Origin of the sequence: Flavobacterium sp. Leaf82, from assembly GCF_001422725.1 — a bacterium.
Taxonomy (GTDB): Bacteria; Bacteroidota; Bacteroidia; order Flavobacteriales; family Flavobacteriaceae; genus Flavobacterium.
In genome coordinates this window covers 1-18,852 of the sequence record NZ_LMMA01000007.1, presented here as the reverse complement: position 1 = coordinate 18,852, position 18,852 = coordinate 1, and the positions used below count along the sequence as shown (strand labels likewise).

Genomic DNA, 18,852 nt, shown 5'->3' with positions numbered 1-18,852 from the left:
AATACAGCAGTAAGAGGCTTTCTCCTTAGAGAAAACAACAAGAGTATAGCTGTAAATATATTTATAGTGCTCACAATGAGAATAATTAATTGATCTGCAAAGATAGGTAAACTTTTTTGAAATACGGATAATTGTTTATTTCCATTTAATATTGCAACCCAAACTTGGCTTTTGTGGTTCTTTTAAACTTCGGTTATAAAGGAGTGCGTCAATAGCGCTGCGAAGATCACTTCCGCTTAACGGAATCCCGTTTCCGGGTCTTGAATCATCAAGCTGACCGCGATAAAACAAGCGATCCTGATTGTCGAATAAGTAAAAATCCGGTGTACACGCAGCATCGTAAGCTTTGGCAACTTCCTGACTTTCGTCGAATAAATAAGGAAAATCTATTTTGTTTTCAAAAGCAAATTCTGTCATTAATTCAGGAGAATCCTGCGGAAACTTTTCAATATCATTGCTTGAAATAGCAATAACACCAATTCCCTGAACCCGATAATCATTAGCAATCATTACAATTTCTCTAATAACATGAAGTACAAACGGGCAATGATTACAAATAAAAACAACTAATGTACCTTTTGATCCTTTTAAATTTTCAAAAGAATATTGGTTATTAGAATTAGTATCTTTTAATATAAAATCCGGAGCAATCGTACCAAGAGGTAACATATTTGAAGGAGTTCGTGCCATTTTTAAAGAAATTATTTATCCAAAAATAGCCTTAATAATCTGTAAAAGAAAGCATGTAAGTATAAAAAAAATATCCAAAGAAATTTTAGAAAAACTTCTTTGGATATTTTTTATATATAGTAATATTGATTTATGAATTTAGGAAATTCAGTAAATCTGTATTCAATTTATCTTTATCCGTATAAAATAATCCGTGTGGTGCTCCTTCATAAACAATATAAGTATTTTCCCTAATTGCTTCTGCTGCTTTTTTTGAAGTAAGATCAATAGGAACGATTTTATCATCGTCACCATGAATTATTAATGTTGGAACTTTTATAAAGTCTAATTCTTCTCTAAAATCAGTATAAGAAAAAGATTCAGCACATTTTAATGTTGCTCTCGGAGAAGCAAATGAGCATAAAGTTCTGTAATATTCTAATAACGGAGTACTCAAAGGTTTGTTGATGATATTAATGCCAAAAAAAGTTTTTCCAAAATTATCCACAAATCCTATTCTGTCTTCTTTAATTGCATTTGCAGTAGTTTCACTTTTTTCCTTTGGATGACCATCTGGATTATCATTGGTTTTTAATAAAAAAGGAACTACAGATGAAATTAACGCTGCTTTCGTAACACCTTTTCCTCCATAACGACTAAAATAACGAACTACTTCGCCGCCACCCATAGAAAAACCTACAAGAGTTGCATTTTCTAATTGTAACTGTTCGATGATTTCTTTTAAATCGTCGGTTAAAGTATCATAATCATATCCGTCATAAGGTTGAGAAGATTTACCAAATCCACGACGATCATAAGCAATTACTCTGTAATTGTTCTGAACTAAAAAATCAATTTGATATTCCCACATTTCGTTAGAAAGCGGCCAGCCATGAATTAAAATTACTGGTTTTCCTTTTCCATAATCCTTTACATACAATCTTACATTTTTAGCAGTTTCTATGTATTTATCTGTATTTAGTTCCTGAATATCAAAATCAAAATCTCTTAGAGATTGGTCGGTGTTAAGGAGAGTGTTTTCCATTTCTATATTTTTTTAGTATGAGCTTAATAACTTGTTGAGTAAAATTAGCGGTAGTACTAAAAAAAACGGTTATAGAATTAGTTGTAATAATTACAAAATTAATAGGTTTGTAAATCAATAAAAATTAAACGAATATGGATTTAACCTGGAACGAATTTGAAAGAACTGATATGCGTATCGGAACCATTATAGAAGTAAATGATTTTCCTGAAGCCAGAAAACCGGCTTTTCAATTAACGATTGATTTTGGTGCCGAAATTGGCATTAGAAAATCATCGGCACAAATTACCAAGCGTTACCAAAAAGGAGATTTAGTAAACCGACAAATTGTAGCGGTTGTAAATTTTCCAAGAAAACAAATAGGTAAGTTTATGAGCGAATGTCTTGTTCTTGGCGCAGTAGGTGAGGAGGGAGATGTTATTTTATTAGCACCGGATTTTAAAATAGAAAACGGACTGCGTATAGGTTGATTTAGTATTCAGTCGCAGTCTCAGTTTTCAGTTTACTACAGATTTGTTTTGCCTGTTCACTATGGCACGTGTCATTTATTAAAATGATTTTGATTTTGTTTTGGCTAAATTTTTCGCCACGAATTACACAAATTTGCACAAATTATTTTAAACTATAGCTTTGTGAACTTAATAAGGCAAAAGTTTAGACGAAAAACTTAGCGAACTTTGCGTAAACCTTTGTGAACTTTGCGGTTAAATTTTCAGCAAATGATTTTAATCCTTCAGGTCTATTTTCGTAATCAATTGTTTTAAAATTTCCTGACCTTCTTCCCAATATTGTAAGTCTGAATCTGAGTTGATGTGCCCTTTTTGACCTACGTTAACAAAATCACTTCCCCATTTTTCTGCAAAATATTGTTTTCTTTCAAATGAAGCATAAGGGTCATTTTCGCTAGCCACAACTATTGACGGAAAAGGCAATTTATAAATAGGCATTGGCGAAAAGTTCCTGATAATGTCTGGCGTATGTTGAGGTGAATCTACATCTGCAGGAGCGACTAATAATGCGCCAATAACATTATGATTTTTATTTTCTTTTGCCCAGTGCAATACTAGTGAAACGGCTAAACTATGTGCAACCAAAACCGTTGGTTGATCCAGTTTTTCGACTTCTTCATTTAATCTCTCAAGCCATTCTTTAAGAACCGGTTCGTCCCAATTGTCCTGAACTAAGCGCGTTGAATTTTCGAATTTTTTATGCCAAAAGGTTTGCCAGTGTTTGTCACCTGAATTTCCCAGTCCGGGTAATATTAATAAATTTGTTTCCATTGCCGTGGATTTTTAAATGATTATTTTTTATTTTCTTTTATGATTCGGTTAACTTCATTTACAAGTAATGGAAAACCAGGTTCTGTCATTCCGTGACCATAACCATCTAATTCAAAAAGTTTCGTTTGTTTGTGTCCGGCCAGTTTCATCATTCGGGACATATAAGTATTTTCTTCATATCGGCCCAGCATTTCTAATTCTCGATCTCCGGTAATTAGCAAAAGTGGCGGTGCATCTGCACGAACATAATATAGCGGAGCGAAAGCATCAATTGTTGGTTGTGTATCCGGAATTCCGTTTTCTTTTCTAATTTGAAAATGAGTAATGCATTGTCCGCTAAAAGGGATAAGTCCTGCAATTTTATTCGCATCGATTCCTTCTTTTTGCAGCCATTTTTTATCTAAACCAATCATTAATCCCAAATAACCTCCAGCAGAATGTCCTGAAACAAAAATTTGCGAAGTATCTCCGCCATAATTGGTAATATTATTAAATGCCCAGGCAAGTGCTGCCGCAGCATCTTCAATCGCTTTGGCGGCTTTTACTTTTGGTGCTAATCTATAATTTACGCCAATAACGGCAAAACCTTTATTTTTTAAAGCTTCCGGAATTTCTTTACTTCCTCCCGTTAATCCTCCGCCATGAAACCAAATTATTGTTGCAAAGTTTTTAGCATTTTTTGGATAATAAATATCTAAAACACATCTTTCGTTAATGTAAGAATCAGACTTATTAGTTACTGCATTATAATATTGAATGTTAGTTTTCGTCTCGTATTCTGTTTTTTGGGCAAAAGAAGCCACTCCAATAAAAAAACAAAGTAATACTATTATTTTCTTCATATTATCAATTTTATTCTATTTTAAAATCACCTTCCAGTCCATTTTCTGCATGCGAAGTAATCCACACTTTAAAATCTCCAGACTCTGTTTTAAGTTCCATTTTATCATTATAAAAAGCGAATTCCGAAACAGGAATTGAGAATTGTACGGTTTTGGATTCCTTAGGTTTTAACTCGATTTGCACAAAATCTTTCAGTTCTCTAATTGGTCTCACAATGCTTCCGGTAATATCACGAACATATAATTGTACCGTTTCTGTTCCTGTAGTGTTTCCGGTATTGGTAATAATTGCTGAAACGTTTAATTTTTCAGTATTATTATTTTTCAGAATTGCTTTTTCGATTTTTAAATTCTCATAAGAGAAAGTTGTATAACTCAATCCAAATCCAAAAGGAAATTGAGGTTCATAACCTGCATCCAGATAATGAGAATTATTTCCTAATGAACTTTGCCAGGCTTCGACAGGAATATCCTGAATTGCAACAAAAGTTTTAGGATCTGCCGGTCGTCCGGTATTTGGGTGATTGTAATAAATAGGAATCTGACCTACTTCTTTTGGCCAGGTTACCGGTAATTTTCCTGACGGATTTGTGATTCCCAAAAGCACATCAGAAATTGCAGGACCGGCCATTGTTCCCGGATGCCATGCCATAATTAAGGCGTTTACTTTTGGTAAAACAGCTCCTAAAGTTATGGGTCTTCCGGCCATCAATACCAATACAATTGGTTTTCCGGTTTTATGCAGTTCTGCTATTAATTTTTCCTGTAATCCCGGTAAATTAATATTTGCTCTCGAATGCGCTTCTCCGGAAAGGATAGCTTCTTCTCCGGCAAAAAATAAAATTATATCTGATTTTTTAGCTTCTGCGATGGCGGCTTCAAAACCTTCATCTGATAATGATCTGCTATGCGAAAGTCCGGCGGAATAAAATACATTATTTGATCCAAAACTATTTTGTAACGCTTTTAGCGGAGTTTGAGAATCTTCTTTATTTCCGTCAAAAATCCAGGTTCCTAATTGTTCTCGTGAAGCATCAGCTAATGGACCAATTACAGCTATTTTTTGATTGGATTTTAAAGGCAAAATCTGATTTTCGTTTTTTAATAAAACAAAGCTTTTACTTGCCGCAGTTCTGGCGGTCTGCAAAGCATCGGCACTTAATAATGAAAATTTTTCACGATCTTTAAAGTATGGATTTTCAAAAATTCCGGCTCTGAATTTTATTCTAAGAATATTACGAACCATGTCATCCAGTTCCTTTTCAGAAACTTTCTTTTCAGCAATCAGGGTTTTTAAATGATGGGCATAGGATAAACTGGTCATTTCCATGTCAAGCCCTGCTGTTGCAGATTTTAATGCAGCATCTTTTTCGTCAGCAGCATAACCGTGCGGAATCATTTCTGTAACAGAATTCCAGTCGCTTACCACAAAACCGTCATATTTCCATTCTTCGCGTAATATTTTTTTTAGCAAAAAACGATTTCCGGAAGCAGGAACTCCGTTAAGGTCATTAAAGGAAGTCATAAAAGTAGCTGCTCCAGATTTTGCTGCGGCTTCAAAAGGTTTTAAATATACATTTCGCAGTAAGGATTCAGACATGCTCACCGTGTTGTAATCCCGTCCGCCTTCTGCAGCGCCATAAGCGGCAAAATGTTTGGCACAAGCCAAAATTTGTCCTGGAGCTGCCGGATCATTTCCCTGAAAACCTTTAATATAAGCTACTCCCAATCTTGATGCCAGTAACGGATCTTCGCCTGGAGATTCTGCAATTCTTCCCCAGCGTGCATCTCTGGCAATATCAACCATAGGCGCATAAGTCCAATTGATACATCTTGAATAGGATTCATTAGCAGCAATTTTAGATGTTTTTTCGACTAAATCCATATTCCACGAAGCAGCTAATCCTAACGGAATTGGGAAAATAGTTTTATAACCATGAATAACATCTCTTCCAAATAATAAAGGAATATGATTAGGACTTTCTTTTAAGGCAATTTTTTGTATTTCAAAAACTAAATTGGGATCTGTAAGGTTTAAAATAGCACCGACTAAACCTTTTCGAACATCATTTTTAAGTTCATCAGACAAACCTTTACTGCGGCTTGAAGTACCTTTAAGACATGTCTGGCCAATTTTTTGTTCAAGAGTCATGTTTTTTATGATGTTGTCGATTTTCTTTTCAACATTTAAATTCGCTTTTTGACTGTACGATATTGATATTGCGAAGAGAAAAAATAATAGGCAATAGTGTGGTTTTGTGGTTAGTGTCATCAAGGTTAGCTTTTTAATTTAAATATATAAAAAAAGTCCAAAATGCAGGACATATTGGACTCGTACTTTTTAAAAAGTTATTTTAGGACTAAATATCGTCAAAATCAATATCAGTAAAGCTAGTTCTTTGTCCTTCAGGTTTATCAGAACCATATTCTTTTTTAAAATCTTTTTGGTGTCTTTCTGAAATTACTTCTTCGCCTTTGTGGTTCAAGACATACGAAGTCATTTCTTCTAATATTTCTGCAAAAGCACTAAAATCTTCTTTGTACAAGTAAATTTTGTGTTTTTTAAAATGAAAAGAACCATCTTCTTCAGTAAATTTTTTACTTTCAGTAATCGTGATATAGTAATCATCAGCTTTAGTAGCTCTCACATCAAAGAAATAAGTTCTTCTTCCTGCTCGTAATACTTTAGAAAAAATCTCTTCTTTTTCTAACATGTCATTTTCTCTCATAATACGTTCTATCATTTTTGGAATTAATAGTACTCAAAAATCATAAAAAATTATCTATTACGCAACATTTAAAGTAATTCTTTTTCCGAAAGTTGTTTTAAATATAACGACGAATAATATCCCTCCTGATTTATTAATTGATTATGAGAGCCTTGTTGGATGATCCTTCCATCTTCTAAAATGATTATTTTGTCGGCATTCTTTGCTGATGATACTCTGTGACTCACTATAATTGTAGTTTTATCTTTACAAATTTCAAATAAATTATTCAAAATTGTTTCTTCAGTTTCTGTATCCACCGCAGATAAACAATCGTCGAAAAGTAAAATTGCAGGATTTTTAATTATAGCACGCGCAATAGATACGCGCTGCTTTTGTCCGCCCGAAAGAGTGATACCTCTTTCTCCTAAAATAGTATCGTATTGCTTGTTAAAAGCGATGATATTATCATGAACAACAGCATTTTTAGCAGCTTCGATTACTTCTTCGTCTGTTGCATTTTGATTGCCAAATTTAATGTTGTTTTTTATTGTGTCTGAGAATAAAAAGGCATCCTGAGGTACAATCCCAATGTTGTTTCGTAAATCATTTAGGTTTAAAGTACTGATTTCATTCTGATCAATTGTGATTTTTCCTTCGGTAACATCATAGAGACGAGAAATTAAGGATAAGATAGTTGATTTTCCGGAACCAGTTTTCCCTAAAATAGCTAATGTCTCTCCTTTTTTTACTGTAAAAGTTACATTTTTCAAGGCTTCGATATTCGTATCTTCATAGGTATAACTCACGTTTTCAAACGCAATTGAACCTTGAATATCTGAAGAATTTTCGTTTTTGTTTTTAATTTCAGGTTCAATTTTCAAAAATTCATTCAAACGTTTTTGAGAAGCTTCTGCTTCCTGAACCATTGACGAAACCCATCCTAAAGAAGCAACTGGCCAGGTAAGCATATTTACATATAAAATAAACTCGGCTATTGTACCAATATTAGGGATGGTTCCGTTGATGTACATCACACCTCCAAAATAAATTACGACTAAATTACTGATTCCGATTAAGGCAATCATCAAAGGGCCAAATAAGGATTGAACTTTGGCTAAATCTAAACTCTTCTTTTTGCTTTCATCGGCAAGAGCCACCATATTATTCTGATGTTGATTTTCTAATGAATAGGCTTTAATAACGCGTATTCCTGAAAATATTTCCTGCGAAAAACTTGAAACTTTAGATAAATATTGCTGAAAAGTGGTGCTTCGCTTATTGATTTCAGAACTTAATTTAAAGATACAGTAGGAAAGAATCGGCAAAGGCAAAATGGTATATAAGGTCAGTAATGGCGACACATTATACATATATATAATAACAATGGCAAAACGTATAAAAGTATTGATCGTGTACATTACTGCAGGACCAACATACATACGCACCTTAGAAACATCCTCGCTAATACGATTCATTAAATCTCCGGTACGGTTTTGTTTGTAAAAGTTCTGAGAAAGGTTTTCATATTGCTTAAAAACCTCATTTTTTAAATCAAACTCGATATGACGTGACATTACGATTAAAGTCTGGCGCATTAAAAAAGTCAGGAAACCCGCGACAATTGTAGTAGCTATGATTAGCAATACGTTATGAATTAATCCGTCGCGATAAGTATCAATAATTGCCTGAGATGTTTGTTGCGCTTTTGGGAGTTTATCAAACTTCTCGATTGCGTTTAAAGACTTGCTAATGAGCTTAGGAGTAAATAAAGAGAATATTTGTGCGATTATGGTGATTAAAATTCCTAAAGAGAAACTATATTTATATTTGATGAAATATTTGTTTAAATAGCTTAATTCTTTCATTTTTTTAAGAGATTCAATGATGAAATGTTTTGATTTTATAAATTATTATGAATTAAAACTAAGGGAATTTATAATTTTATCAGAACAAATCGATTGTTTAATTGTTATTTTAAAGATAAAAAATTAGCACATGTGTATTTTTTGTTTAAGTTTGAGATGTCTTTTTGACAAATTCATAATTTATAACTAAATAAATACTATCGCTATGGATGCAACTTTCGCAACTGGAAAGGAACTTCAAAAAATGGATCCGGTTTTTGGTCAATTATCTTTTGACGATCACGAACAAATTGTTTTTTGCAATGACAAAGATACAGGTTTAAAAGCAATTATTGGTATTCATAATTCGGTTATGGGTCCAGCTTTAGGAGGAACCAGAATGTGGAACTATAATACCGAATGGGAAGCATTAAACGATGTTTTGCGTCTTTCAAGAGGTATGACATATAAATCTGCCATTACCGGATTAAATATCGGTGGAGGTAAAGCAGTAATTATTGGTGATGCTAAAACGCAAAAAACGCCAGAATTAATGCGCAAGTTTGGTGAATTTGTTCACTCTTTAGGAGGTAGATATATTACTGCTGAAGATGTTGGAATGGAAACTAAAGACATGGACACTGTAAGAGATGTAACTCCTTATGTTACGGGTATCTCTGAAGAAAGAGGTGGTTCAGGAAATCCTTCTCCAATAACTGCTTATGGTGTTTATTTGGGAATGAAAGCTGCTGCTAAAAGCCAATTTGGAACTGATGTTCTTGACGGTAAAAAAGTTTTGGTTCAGGGAATTGGTCACGTTGGTGAAGCTTTAGTAGAATATTTGACTAAAGAAGGAGCAATCGTTACAATTGCTGATATCAATGAAGAAAAATTATACGAAGTAGCTCAAAAGTACAACGCAACAATATTTACAGGAGAAGATTTATATGCTGCTGATGTTGATATTTATGCGCCATGTGCAATGGGAGCAACTATTAATAGCGATACGGTAAACAAAATCAAAGCTAAAGTAATTGCTGGTGCTGCCAACAATCAATTAGCTGATGAAAATGTTCACGGAGCAAGATTACAGGAAAGAGGTATTTTATATGCGCCGGATTTCTTAATCAATGCTGGTGGAATTATCAATGTTTATGCTGAATTAGAGCATTACGGTAAAGCCGAAATCATGACAAAAACCGAAAATATCTATAACACTACTTTAGAAATTATCGATTATGCTGTGAAAAACGGAATGACAACTCATAAAGCTGCGCTTACAATTGCTCAAAATCGTATTGATTTGAGAAAAATTGAAAATGCTACTAAAAAGTAATATTTAGTCTCGGTCTCGGTTTACAGTCCCAGTTTATAGTCTCAGTCCCAGTTTTCAGTTTTGAAAATTGAGACTGGGATTTTTTTTATTCGCATTTGCTGAAAACTGACACTGAATACTGCGACTTTCTAAACGTTTCGCCTGAAAACCGTGACCGAAAACTGTGACTTTGTGCGCATCGACTGAAAACTGACACTGAAAACTGCGACTTTCAAAACGTTTAGCCTGAAAACTGAGACCGAAAACTGCGACTTTCTAAACGTTTCGCCTGAAAAACGTGACTGAATACTGCGACTTTATGCGCATCTACTGAAAACTGACACTGAAAACTGCAACTTTCTAATCGGTTGGCCTGAAAACTGTGACTAAAAATTGCGAATAAATTTTATTATAAGGATTGAAATTGCTAATTTTGCAGACTAATTTTTAAATGTTCTTACAAGGTGGTAAATAGAAGACACATACGCGTTAAAGTAATGCAGTCCATTTATGCAATGCATCAAAGCGGTTCTGATAATCTGGAAAAAGAAGAAAAGTTTCTTTTCTATAGTATCGATAATATTCAGGACTTATATCTTATAATGCTTTCTTCATTAATTGAAATATGCAAAAAAGAATCTGTTTTTTTACATCTATCAAGCAAAAAACATCTTGCAACTGCTGCAGAACGTAATCCGAACGAAAAGTTCATCAACAACAAAATTTTCCAACTTCTTGCCGAAAGTAATTCTTTAAGCATTGCTTTAGAAAATCGTAAAATCAACAACTGGTCTTTAAACGATGATTATATCATTTTACTTTTAAATGATATTAAGTCAAGTGATTTGTATGCAAAATACATGAGTACTACGACGAATACTTTTGAAGAAGACAGACAATTTGTGATCGATTTATTTGCTGATGTAATTGTTCCTAACGAAAAATTATATGAGTATCTGGAAGATGATAAATTAACGTGGGTTGATGATATTCCGGTTGTAAATACGCATATTGTTAAGCAATTAAAAGCAATTAAAACTCAAGATCCGGATGATTTTAGAGTGCCAAAATTGTACAAAGATGTTGAGGATAAAGATTTTGCAAAAGACTTGTTTAGAAGAACAGTTTTAAACGAATCTATTCTTGCAAAAGAATATGATGACAAAACACCAAATTGGGATAGTGAAAGGATTGCCGAAATCGATACTATTATTTTGAAAATGGCAATTTGCGAGTTTTTAAAATTCCCTTCGATCCCGGTAAAAGTAACTCTTAACGAATATTTAGAAATTGCTAAAGAATATTCTACACCAAAAAGTAGTATTTTTATCAACGGAATTTTAGATAATCTTGTTAAAGAGCTTACTGCTAATAAAAAGATGATTAAAGTAGGTAGAGGCTTGATGTAAAACCTGAGAAAATCTCAGCTTTATTAATGCCGTTCTGAGCGCCCCGGGGTTTCGGGAGAAGAGCCAATTCTAATGTCACTCTGAGTGAAGTCGAAGAGCTAAAACATAAATATTAATAACAAAAATAAAAACTGAATACTATGCAAGATTTAATGAAATTTGCTCCTTATTTACTAATGTTTGTAGTGTTGTATTTCTTCATGATCAGACCACAACAAAAAAGAGCAAAAAACGAAAAAGAATTTGAAAGCGGCCTGAAAGTAGGTGATAAAATAATTACTAAAAGTGGTTTTCATGGTAAAATTGTTGAGCTTGCAGAAACAAGTGCTGTTATCGAAACAATGTCTGGAAAATTGAAAATTGAGCGTTCAGCTATTTCTATGGAAATGAGTGCTGCTTTAGCTAAAAAAGCATAATTTTTTAGAAATTCTAATAAATATAAATCCCCAATTCTAATTAGAATTGGGGATTTTTTTGTTTTAAAGTACACGATTTTGTCATAATTGTACGCAAAGTATGTCATCCCGAGGAAAGAGGGATCTCCGCAAGAAACTCCACATAGTAACTCTTCAATCTTTAGTTAGACGCACTGCAGTGTGTCTCTATGGTCAATCTTTATAGATTTGTATTGTGTAGATTGTAAATTTGATGGTTCGTTCCTATTATCCGTATTGTTAATCGTAGAGACGCACAGCAGTGTGTCTGCGTAAGAGATTCGATTCCAATTAGATCGTTGTATGTTTTGTTTCTCTTGAAATGACAAAAAAAGAAAAGACCTTCGTCAAAGTTTAAAACTTTGACAAAGGTCTCTGAAAATAGAAATTTGAAATTCTATCTATATTTATCATTCAAACCAATATTCCCTAAAATCATCGGAATCACTTTCTCGATTCTTGAAAGTTTGGTTTTTTCTTGTTTCGCACTTTCAATATATTCCATAAACTCATATTGTTTATAAGGACTAAATTTTTGAAAAGCTTCAGCTAAAGCTGGATTTTGGTCTATTTCTTTTTGAAAAAGTTCAGAAACAATCGCTTCTTTTTTAGAAGGTTTGATAATTTTTCCCTGCTTTTCATTTTCGATAGCTTCAAGAATATATTCTAAAACTTCTTTTTCGTTTACTTCTTCTTTGGAAGTAAAACGCCATTGTCGCATGGATTTTGTTTTGTCTTCCTGAGCGTTGATAAGTTTCTTTTTTTCGTCTTTTAGAAAAACTCCACTAAGAAACCAAATCGCAAAATAATTTTTAAAACCGCCAATCCCAATAACATTTTTTTTGTTGTACACATAAATTGGACCGCCCCATTTTATGGTTTCAACGAGTTCGGTTTTGTCAATAATTGATTTTAGAAAGAGTAATTCCTCTTCCCAGTTGTTGACTTTGTCCCAAACGTGTTTTTTGTCAGAATTAGCTTCTTCCAATTTATCTTTTTCTTTTAGGTGTATCAGCGACATCAAAAATTCCTGGAATTGCAGTCAATTCTGCAATCTTTACAATAACATCAGTTGCTTTCTGGATACTTTCTGCAGGAACATATTCGTATTTTCCGTGAAAGTTATGACCACCCGCAAATATATTTGGGCAAGGCAATCCCATAAAAGACAATTGTGATCCGTCGGTTCCGCCACGAATAGGTTTTATAATAGGTTTAATACCTAATTCTCTCATTGCTTTTTCTGCAATATCTACAATATGTTTTACCGGAAGTACTTTTTCCTTCATATTATAATATTGATCCTTAACCTCGGCGATTACAATATCTTCACCAAATTGTTTGGCGAATTTTTTATTGATTTTTTTGGCAATTTTACCAATTAGATCTTTTCTTTTTTCGAATTTTATCTTGTTGTGGTCCCGAATAATAAGTTCAAGAACTGTTTCTTCAATACTTCCGGTTAAGTGATGTACATGAAAAAATCCTTCGTAACCTTTTGTTTCCTGTGGTGTTTCTCCTTTTGGAAGTTCGTTGATAAAATCATTTGCAATCAACATCGAGTTGATCATTTTTCCTTTTGCATAACCCGGGTGAACGCTTTTTCCTTTGAAAGTAATTTTGGCTCCGGCTGCATTAAAATTTTCATATTCTAATTCTCCAATCTGACTTCCGTCCATGGTATAAGCCCATTTAGCACCAAATTTTTCTACATCAAAATGATGCGCACCTCGACCAATTTCTTCATCGGGAGTAAAACCAATTCTAATTTTTCCGTGTTTAATTTCAGGATGCTGGATTAAATATTCCATTGCAGAAACAATTTCTGTAATACCAGCTTTATCATCTGCGCCTAACAAAGTAGTTCCGTCAGTTGTGATGATTGTTTGTCCTTTATATTGTAGTAAATCTTTAAAATAATTTGGAGATAAAACTATGTTTTTCTCTGCATTTAATACGATGTCTTTTCCGTCGTAATTGGTAATAATCTGCGGTTTTACATTTGCTCCGCTAAAATCAGGTGAAGTATCAAAATGCGAAACAAATCCAATTGTTGGTACTTCATGATCTACATTACTTGGCAAAGTTGCCATTATATAAGCTTTGTCATCTATAGTAACATCTTCCAGACCAATTGTTTTTAGTTCTTCGACTAATTTGTTGGCAAGATTCCATTGTTTCTCTGTACTTGGAGTAGTTTGTGAATTTGGGTCTGATTCGGTATCAATAGTTACATAACTGATAAAACGATCTATAATATGTTGCATTTGTTTATTTTTTAGCAAATATAAGCAAATAATCAGGCGTTGTAAAGCTGTGAATTATGAAAACTGTAAATTAGGGTGGTAAAAGTTTGCCACGAATTTCAAGAAATAACACGAATTACTTTAAATATAAAATCCAATTCCACGAATTTGATTTGCGAAATTGGATTTTATTTAAGTATGCAAGGCATTTTTTTATTAGTGAAAATTTGTGAAATTCGTGGCAAACTTTCTTTTAAAAATAATTATTGAACACATCTGAATCCAATATGATTTGCGGGTGATTTATAATCTCCTTTTCCTCGTGTTCCTACCATATAACGGGTGCAATATTGATCTGTACATAAAAACGATCCTCCGCGCTGAACTTTTTTAGGTAAATTAGGTTCTCCGGGATCATAAGATGAATCCGGACCTTTTGGGTTTTTAGTCACAGTACCGCTTTGTTTTAAAACGTCATAATAATCGGCAGTATACCAGTCATTTGTCCATTCCCATACATTTCCTCCAATATCATAAAGACCATACGGGTTTGGTTCAAATTGTGCGGTAGGAGCGATGCCAATATAACCATCTTCTCCAGTGTCTCCTTTTTCTATAGGAAAGTGTCCCTGATAGATATTGGCCTGAAATTTTCCTTTAGGTTTTAATGTATTTCCCCACGCGTATAATTGTCCTGATTTTCCGCCACGTGCCGCAAATTCCCATTCGGCTTCAGTTGGTAATCGTTTTCCTGCCCATTTTGCATAAGCGGCTGCATCATCATATGAAACCTGAACTACGGGATATTTCTCTCTTCCTTTTATAGAGCTTCCGGCCCCTTCCGGATGTCTCCAGTCTGCACCTTGAACATACGACCACCATTGCATGTAATTACCCAGATTTACTTTAGCAGGAGTAGGGGTAAAAACAGCTGATCCTGCCACTAAATTTTCCAGTGGTGCATCAGGATATTCTTCATGGGTTGGTTTTATTTCGGCTAAAGTTACATAACCTGTTGCTTTAACAAAAGCTTCAAATTGTTCATTGGTAACTTCGGTTTTATCCATATAAAAACCATCAACATATACCTGATGTATAGGCGCTGCATCTTTTGTTACTCCTTTTATACTGCATAGGCTTTCATCCTCGACATTGCTTCCCATAGAGAATTCTCCGCCGGGAATCCATACCATTCCTATTGGGGTTTTATTAGCCGAAGGGCGGTTTTTATTTTCGATTGTCGGCTTAAACAAAGACGAGTCAGCTGGATTTGGACTTTCGGTACAATCCAGTGCGGCTAACTTTTGTTTGGGAACAATAAAGGAACTGTAACCATATGCAATTGATATAATGGATATAGTAAGAATTGCTAAAATCCAATAGGTTTTATTTTTCATTATAATTATTTTTACGTAGTAAATGGTAGGTTAATTATTACAAAGTAACAAAAAAATAGCTTCGTTGGTAATAATTTATAAAGTTAAAAAAATAACCTTATCAAACTCTATTTATTTGATAAGGTTAATATGGTTTTATTTATCTTCTTCAACCAGTACAACTTCGTATTTGGATTTTCCATCTACTTCTACAGGTTGATAATAGGTTTCTCCAAATTTTACATACTTAACATCGCCAATGGTAACTTCTTCGCCTCCTTCAGGTAAATTATCTACTAACGTTCCTGCTGTTGGCGGCACAACTTTATAAGAGCTTCCGTCTTTTTCATAATAAGTTCCTCCGTAATAATAGTTGTTGACCGTTCCGGTATTTACGGTTTCGGCTCCACTTGGTATATTGTTAACTGTTCCTCCCACGGGCGCGGGCACAGCCGTATAACCTCCATTAGATGGCGCGTACCAAACTCCCTGATCATAATGATATTGATTGCTTTCGACACTTACCACGATTGCTGTAACGGCCAAAGTAGCAACAAAAAATCCCCAAGGATGCCAAACCGGTCCCCAATAATATGGTCTGTATGGATGAAAATAGTAAGGATGAAAAGTATTGTATCTGTAACCGCCATATCTGTAAGGAGGACGATTGTATACCACAACATTGTTGCGTCTTACAACAGTGTTTCTGTTATTGTTTATATTAATATCTCTGCTTCTGTCAATATTTACATTATTTCTGTTTCTGTTAACCGTATTTCCGCTAATATTGGTATTTCTGTTTCCGGTTTTATTTCTATTTACGGTATTTGAATTTCTATTATTTGTTCTGTCCCCAATTTTTGAGTTTGAACCTGTAGAAGGTCTGGTAATTTTGTTTGTTCCGGTACCTCCGGCTCCTGGTCTCGTTGTATTTGCAGGTCGGTTTATTGCAGATTTATTAGCGGGTCTGTTTTGGGCCGGTCTTGCCTGAACGGGTCTGTTTTGTGCTGGCCTTGCTACATTTCCGCCTCTGTGTCCTCCGCCTCCATGACGTTGCGCTATACTATCTATTGAAATCAAAAAAAATGATCCCATCAAACATACTAACGCTATTTTTCTAAGATTTTTTTTTATATTTTTCATTTTCAGTGTTTTAAGAGGATTAAAATTATGAAAAAAATAGGAATAATCGCGAAAAATAAAAAATCATTTTAGTGTATAATTGTCTGAAGTATTATAATTAAATTTGCAACCGAAAAAACACACACAACACACTCTTATGTATAAATTGATAATTCGCCCTATACTTTTTTGGTTTGATCCGGAAGAAGTACATTATTTTACTTTTTCATTCGTTAAATTCATTTCAAAAATACCCGGAGTTTCATCAATTATAAAATCAATATACGAAGTAAAAGACACCCGTTTAGAGCGTGAAGTTTTTGGAATTAAATTTAAAAATCCGGTAGGACTTGCAGCAGGATTTGATAAAGATGCCAAGTTATATAAAGAGCTTTCTGATTTTGGTTTTGGATTTATAGAAATAGGAACTGTAACGCCGGTTGGTCAGGAAGGAAATCCTAAGAAACGTTTGTTCAGGTTAAAAGAAGATCAGGCGATTATTAACCGAATGGGTTTTAATAATGGTGGTGTTCTTGAAGCTGTAGAACGTCTAAAAAAGAATTCAGGAGTTTTAATTGGTGGAAACATCGGTAAAAATAAAGTAACGCCAAACGAAAATGCTGTAGACGATTACATCATTTGTTTTGATGCCTTATTTGATCATGTTGATTATTTTGTGGTGAATGTTAGTTCTCCTAATACACCAAATTTAAGAGCTTTACAAGACAAAGAACCTTTGACAGCTTTGTTACAGACATTGCAAAACAGAAATGTAGAGAAACAAAGAACAAGTACTCAAAAAATAAAACCAATTCTGTTAAAAATTGCTCCGGATCTTACAGACGAGCAATTATTAGATATAATTGATATTGTAAAAACCACCCAAATTGCAGGTGTAATCGCAACAAATACTACTATTTCAAGAGACGGACTACAATCTTCAAACCAATCTGAAATGGGCGGATTATCAGGAAAACCATTAACAAAGCGTTCTACGGAAGTAATTCGTTTTCTTTCTGAAAAAAGCAATAAAGCATTCCCAATTATTGGAGTAGGAGGGATACATTCTGCGGATGATGCTATCGAAAAGCTAAATGCAGGAGCAAGTTTAGTGCAATTGTATACTGGATTTATTTACGAAGGTCCTGCCTTGATAAAAGCAATCAATAAAAAAGTTTTAAAGCAATTGTAACAGCAATGCCTGTACAATTAATGCTGTGACAATGGCGGTTCCAAAACTGATTAATGTACCTATTAAAACATATTCGGTAAGTTTTCTGTCTTTGGCTTCTTTTAAATCTCCGAATCTAAAAATAGATTTAGCAGCTAATAAAAAACCGATTGCTTCAAAATGTCCCGTCAAAATAAAACAGAATACGAACAATCGTTCTAGTATACCAATGTAATTTCCGGCTGTAGCAAGCGAATTATCATTGTGACTATTTTGGCTCTCGGGATTCCAGATCGAAATAATGGTTTTTATAAAAATAGAAGTAGGCTTGGTGATCAATAAAACGCCTGTAATTAAAATCCAAAACTGATTATTGAACCAGGTAAAGTTGATAGTTTCATCTTTATAAAGCAGCACAACAACTATTAAAACTAAAACATGGGCAATTTGGTCGATAATAAACCAAGTGCGTTTTGTTTTTGCTTTCTGAAAATTTAATTTGATCAAATCGATTATGCCATGCATAATGGCGATTAAAAAAGCGTAAGGTATAAATTGAATTTCTCCAACTAAAATTGCAGCCAGAATACCGTGCAAAAGAATATGAAGATATAAATAAATACTTTTATGTTTTTTTGTTTCCTTATGTGCTACCCATGAGTTGGGCTGCCATATAAAATCACCTAATAAATGTGCTAAAAGCAGTTTTATAAATAAAATCATGACGTTGTAAGTTGTTTTATTTGTTTTCTGAAATAACGATCTAACTGCAGTACCAAATCAAACTGGGCTCGTTTTTGTCTACGGCTTACCGCAGCCTGATTAATGCCTAATTTTTGCCCTAATTCTTCTTGTGATAATTTTGGGTTTTCTAGTGCAGCCACTACAAATTCTGCAGGTTGTGCAAGCCAATTGTCCATAAAAGTCAAAGCCAGCTGTATCATCAAATTCATTTTTTCATCAATAGCAACATCTCCAGTTCGCATGGCTAAAGTTACTTTTTGTTTTTTTAAAGTTTCAAAAAGTTCACCTGAATTTATAAAAGCAGCACCATTACTTTCTGATATTTTCTCTGCAGTATGTGTTTTACTGCCAAAACCAATACTCATTCTGGCATCTAATTTTATAGCTTTTAGATGCGCTTTTATCAAAATAGCAGACCATAAAGCATCTTCGGGATTTTTAATCTCGATCTGAAACTCGTCTCCCCTGTAAACCTCCCATTGACCTGGCATTTCGCCAAACACAGATAAGATCTTTTTCAAATCTTCTACCCAATGTTTTGACGTTTGTTGTCTTGAGCCAATGATATCTCCTGTAATTACGCTAGTCATAATTCAAATATAATTAAAAATAATTAGATTTTATTTATTACAAATTTATGTAAT

At 33.8% G+C, this 18,852-nt stretch carries 18 protein-coding genes; 5 read left to right on the top strand and 13 right to left on the bottom strand.

What is annotated here, in order from left to right:
• Positions 1-135 precede the first annotated feature (135 nt).
• Positions 136-690 (bottom strand): thioredoxin family protein, encoded by a 555-nt coding sequence (locus ASF10_RS07210; protein WP_056247169.1) that lies wholly within the window; start codon positions 688-690, stop codon positions 136-138.
• A 130-nt stretch (positions 691-820) separates the two neighbouring features.
• Complete coding sequence (locus tag ASF10_RS07205) at positions 821-1,714, bottom strand: alpha/beta fold hydrolase (RefSeq protein WP_082472395.1); 894 nt, start codon at positions 1,712-1,714, stop codon at positions 821-823.
• A 134-nt stretch (positions 1,715-1,848) separates the two neighbouring features.
• Here ASF10_RS07205 and ASF10_RS07200 point away from each other — a divergent pair, with 134 nt between their 5' ends.
• Positions 1,849-2,184: a tRNA-binding protein gene (locus ASF10_RS07200; protein ID WP_056247166.1), complete on the top strand. Its 336-nt coding sequence runs from the start codon at positions 1,849-1,851 to the stop codon at positions 2,182-2,184.
• A 255-nt stretch (positions 2,185-2,439) separates the two neighbouring features.
• Here ASF10_RS07200 and ASF10_RS07195 read toward each other — a convergent pair whose 3' ends face one another.
• The 5 genes from ASF10_RS07195 to ASF10_RS07175 form a co-directional block, all read right to left on the bottom strand.
• Positions 2,440-2,994, bottom strand: a complete 555-nt coding sequence (locus ASF10_RS07195) for an RBBP9/YdeN family alpha/beta hydrolase (protein ID WP_056247164.1) — start codon at positions 2,992-2,994, stop codon at positions 2,440-2,442.
• Positions 2,995-3,014: 20 nt separating this feature from the next.
• On the bottom strand, positions 3,015-3,836 hold the full coding sequence (locus ASF10_RS07190) for an alpha/beta hydrolase (RefSeq protein ID WP_056247162.1): 822 nt from the start codon (positions 3,834-3,836) through the stop codon (positions 3,015-3,017).
• 10 nt (positions 3,837-3,846) lie between these two features.
• Positions 3,847-6,108 (bottom strand): beta-glucosidase BglX, encoded by a 2,262-nt coding sequence (gene bglX, locus ASF10_RS07185; RefSeq protein WP_056247159.1) that lies wholly within the window; start codon positions 6,106-6,108, stop codon positions 3,847-3,849.
• An 88-nt stretch (positions 6,109-6,196) separates the two neighbouring features.
• A complete protein-coding gene (locus ASF10_RS07180; RefSeq protein ID WP_017495419.1) occupies positions 6,197-6,565 on the bottom strand; it encodes a PUR family DNA/RNA-binding protein in 369 nt (122 codons plus the stop codon).
• Positions 6,566-6,633: 68 nt separating this feature from the next.
• Positions 6,634-8,412 (bottom strand): ABC transporter ATP-binding protein, encoded by a 1,779-nt coding sequence (locus ASF10_RS07175; RefSeq protein WP_056247157.1) that lies wholly within the window; start codon positions 8,410-8,412, stop codon positions 6,634-6,636.
• Between the two features lie 205 nt (positions 8,413-8,617).
• On the opposite strand from ASF10_RS07175, the gene ASF10_RS07170 reads away from it, so the two are divergent.
• The 3 genes from ASF10_RS07170 (at position 8,618) to yajC (ending at position 11,531) form a co-directional block, all read left to right on the top strand.
• Positions 8,618-9,727 carry a Glu/Leu/Phe/Val family dehydrogenase gene (locus ASF10_RS07170; protein ID WP_056247154.1) on the top strand — a complete coding sequence of 370 codons (1,110 nt, stop codon included), beginning with the start codon at positions 8,618-8,620 and terminating at the stop codon, positions 9,725-9,727.
• A 476-nt stretch (positions 9,728-10,203) separates the two neighbouring features.
• Positions 10,204-11,115: a transcription antitermination factor NusB gene (nusB, locus tag ASF10_RS07165; RefSeq protein WP_056247300.1), complete on the top strand. Its 912-nt coding sequence runs from the start codon at positions 10,204-10,206 to the stop codon at positions 11,113-11,115.
• Positions 11,116-11,255: 140 nt separating this feature from the next.
• The gene (yajC, locus tag ASF10_RS07160) at positions 11,256-11,531 is read left to right on the top strand and encodes a preprotein translocase subunit YajC (RefSeq protein WP_056247152.1); all 276 of its coding nucleotides are present in this window, start codon (positions 11,256-11,258) and stop codon (positions 11,529-11,531) included.
• A 415-nt stretch (positions 11,532-11,946) separates the two neighbouring features.
• Here the strand turns inward: yajC and ASF10_RS07155 are convergent, their stop codons facing one another.
• The 4 genes from ASF10_RS07155 to ASF10_RS07140 all read right to left on the bottom strand — a co-directional run bounded on the left by ASF10_RS07155 (position 11,947) and on the right by ASF10_RS07140 (position 16,314).
• The gene (locus ASF10_RS07155; protein ID WP_241774922.1) at positions 11,947-12,537 is read right to left on the bottom strand and encodes a YdeI/OmpD-associated family protein; all 591 of its coding nucleotides are present in this window, start codon (positions 12,535-12,537) and stop codon (positions 11,947-11,949) included.
• Between the two features lies 1 nt (position 12,538).
• Positions 12,539-13,816 (bottom strand): peptidase T, encoded by a 1,278-nt coding sequence (gene pepT / locus ASF10_RS07150; RefSeq protein WP_056247149.1) that lies wholly within the window; start codon positions 13,814-13,816, stop codon positions 12,539-12,541.
• 242 nt (positions 13,817-14,058) lie between these two features.
• On the bottom strand, positions 14,059-15,192 hold the full coding sequence (locus ASF10_RS07145; RefSeq protein ID WP_056247148.1) for a formylglycine-generating enzyme family protein: 1,134 nt from the start codon (positions 15,190-15,192) through the stop codon (positions 14,059-14,061).
• A 135-nt stretch (positions 15,193-15,327) separates the two neighbouring features.
• Positions 15,328-16,314 (bottom strand): DUF6515 family protein, encoded by a 987-nt coding sequence (locus ASF10_RS07140; protein ID WP_056247147.1) that lies wholly within the window; start codon positions 16,312-16,314, stop codon positions 15,328-15,330.
• 136 nt (positions 16,315-16,450) lie between these two features.
• Here ASF10_RS07140 and ASF10_RS07135 point away from each other — a divergent pair, with 136 nt between their 5' ends.
• Positions 16,451-17,485 carry a quinone-dependent dihydroorotate dehydrogenase gene (locus ASF10_RS07135; RefSeq protein ID WP_056247145.1) on the top strand — a complete coding sequence of 345 codons (1,035 nt, stop codon included), beginning with the start codon at positions 16,451-16,453 and terminating at the stop codon, positions 17,483-17,485.
• Here ASF10_RS07135 and ASF10_RS07130 read toward each other — a convergent pair.
• Both ASF10_RS07130 and ASF10_RS07125 read right to left on the bottom strand, forming a co-directional pair.
• Positions 17,471-18,187 carry a DUF3307 domain-containing protein gene (locus ASF10_RS07130; RefSeq protein WP_056247143.1) on the bottom strand — a complete coding sequence of 239 codons (717 nt, stop codon included), beginning with the start codon at positions 18,185-18,187 and terminating at the stop codon, positions 17,471-17,473. The two genes, ASF10_RS07135 and ASF10_RS07130, sit on opposite strands and share 15 nt — an antisense overlap.
• Positions 18,184-18,798, bottom strand: coding sequence for a hypothetical protein (locus ASF10_RS07125; RefSeq protein WP_056247141.1), 615 nt, complete (start codon positions 18,796-18,798; stop codon positions 18,184-18,186). Before ASF10_RS07125 ends, ASF10_RS07130 begins: the two co-directional genes overlap by 4 nt.
• Positions 18,799-18,852: the final 54 nt, after the last annotated feature.

What these genes read in the sequence shown, in the direction of transcription:
- ASF10_RS07170 (WP_056247154.1), top strand. Translation starts at nt 8,618, where the DNA reads ATGGATGCAACTTTCGCAACTGGAAAGGAACTTCAAAAAATGGATCCG.
- ASF10_RS07205 (WP_082472395.1), bottom strand. Translation starts at nt 1,714, where the DNA reads ATGGAAAACACTCTCCTTAACACCGACCAATCTCTAAGAGATTTTGAT.
- yajC (WP_056247152.1), top strand. Translation starts at nt 11,256, where the DNA reads ATGCAAGATTTAATGAAATTTGCTCCTTATTTACTAATGTTTGTAGTG.
- ASF10_RS07200 (WP_056247166.1), top strand. Translation starts at nt 1,849, where the DNA reads ATGGATTTAACCTGGAACGAATTTGAAAGAACTGATATGCGTATCGGA.
- ASF10_RS07140 (WP_056247147.1), bottom strand. Translation starts at nt 16,314, where the DNA reads ATGAAAAATATAAAAAAAAATCTTAGAAAAATAGCGTTAGTATGTTTG.
- ASF10_RS07195 (WP_056247164.1), bottom strand. Translation starts at nt 2,994, where the DNA reads ATGGAAACAAATTTATTAATATTACCCGGACTGGGAAATTCAGGTGAC.
- ASF10_RS07135 (WP_056247145.1), top strand. Translation starts at nt 16,451, where the DNA reads ATGTATAAATTGATAATTCGCCCTATACTTTTTTGGTTTGATCCGGAA.
- pepT (WP_056247149.1), bottom strand. Translation starts at nt 13,816, where the DNA reads ATGCAACATATTATAGATCGTTTTATCAGTTATGTAACTATTGATACC.
- nusB (WP_056247300.1), top strand. Translation starts at nt 10,204, where the DNA reads ATGCAGTCCATTTATGCAATGCATCAAAGCGGTTCTGATAATCTGGAA.
- ASF10_RS07145 (WP_056247148.1), bottom strand. Translation starts at nt 15,192, where the DNA reads ATGAAAAATAAAACCTATTGGATTTTAGCAATTCTTACTATATCCATT.
- ASF10_RS07125 (WP_056247141.1), bottom strand. Translation starts at nt 18,798, where the DNA reads ATGACTAGCGTAATTACAGGAGATATCATTGGCTCAAGACAACAAACG.
- ASF10_RS07175 (WP_056247157.1), bottom strand. Translation starts at nt 8,412, where the DNA reads ATGAAAGAATTAAGCTATTTAAACAAATATTTCATCAAATATAAATAT.
- bglX (WP_056247159.1), bottom strand. Translation starts at nt 6,108, where the DNA reads ATGACACTAACCACAAAACCACACTATTGCCTATTATTTTTTCTCTTC.
- ASF10_RS07210 (WP_056247169.1), bottom strand. Translation starts at nt 690, where the DNA reads ATGGCACGAACTCCTTCAAATATGTTACCTCTTGGTACGATTGCTCCG.
- ASF10_RS07180 (WP_017495419.1), bottom strand. Translation starts at nt 6,565, where the DNA reads ATGAGAGAAAATGACATGTTAGAAAAAGAAGAGATTTTTTCTAAAGTA.
- ASF10_RS07190 (WP_056247162.1), bottom strand. Translation starts at nt 3,836, where the DNA reads ATGAAGAAAATAATAGTATTACTTTGTTTTTTTATTGGAGTGGCTTCT.
- ASF10_RS07130 (WP_056247143.1), bottom strand. Translation starts at nt 18,187, where the DNA reads ATGATTTTATTTATAAAACTGCTTTTAGCACATTTATTAGGTGATTTT.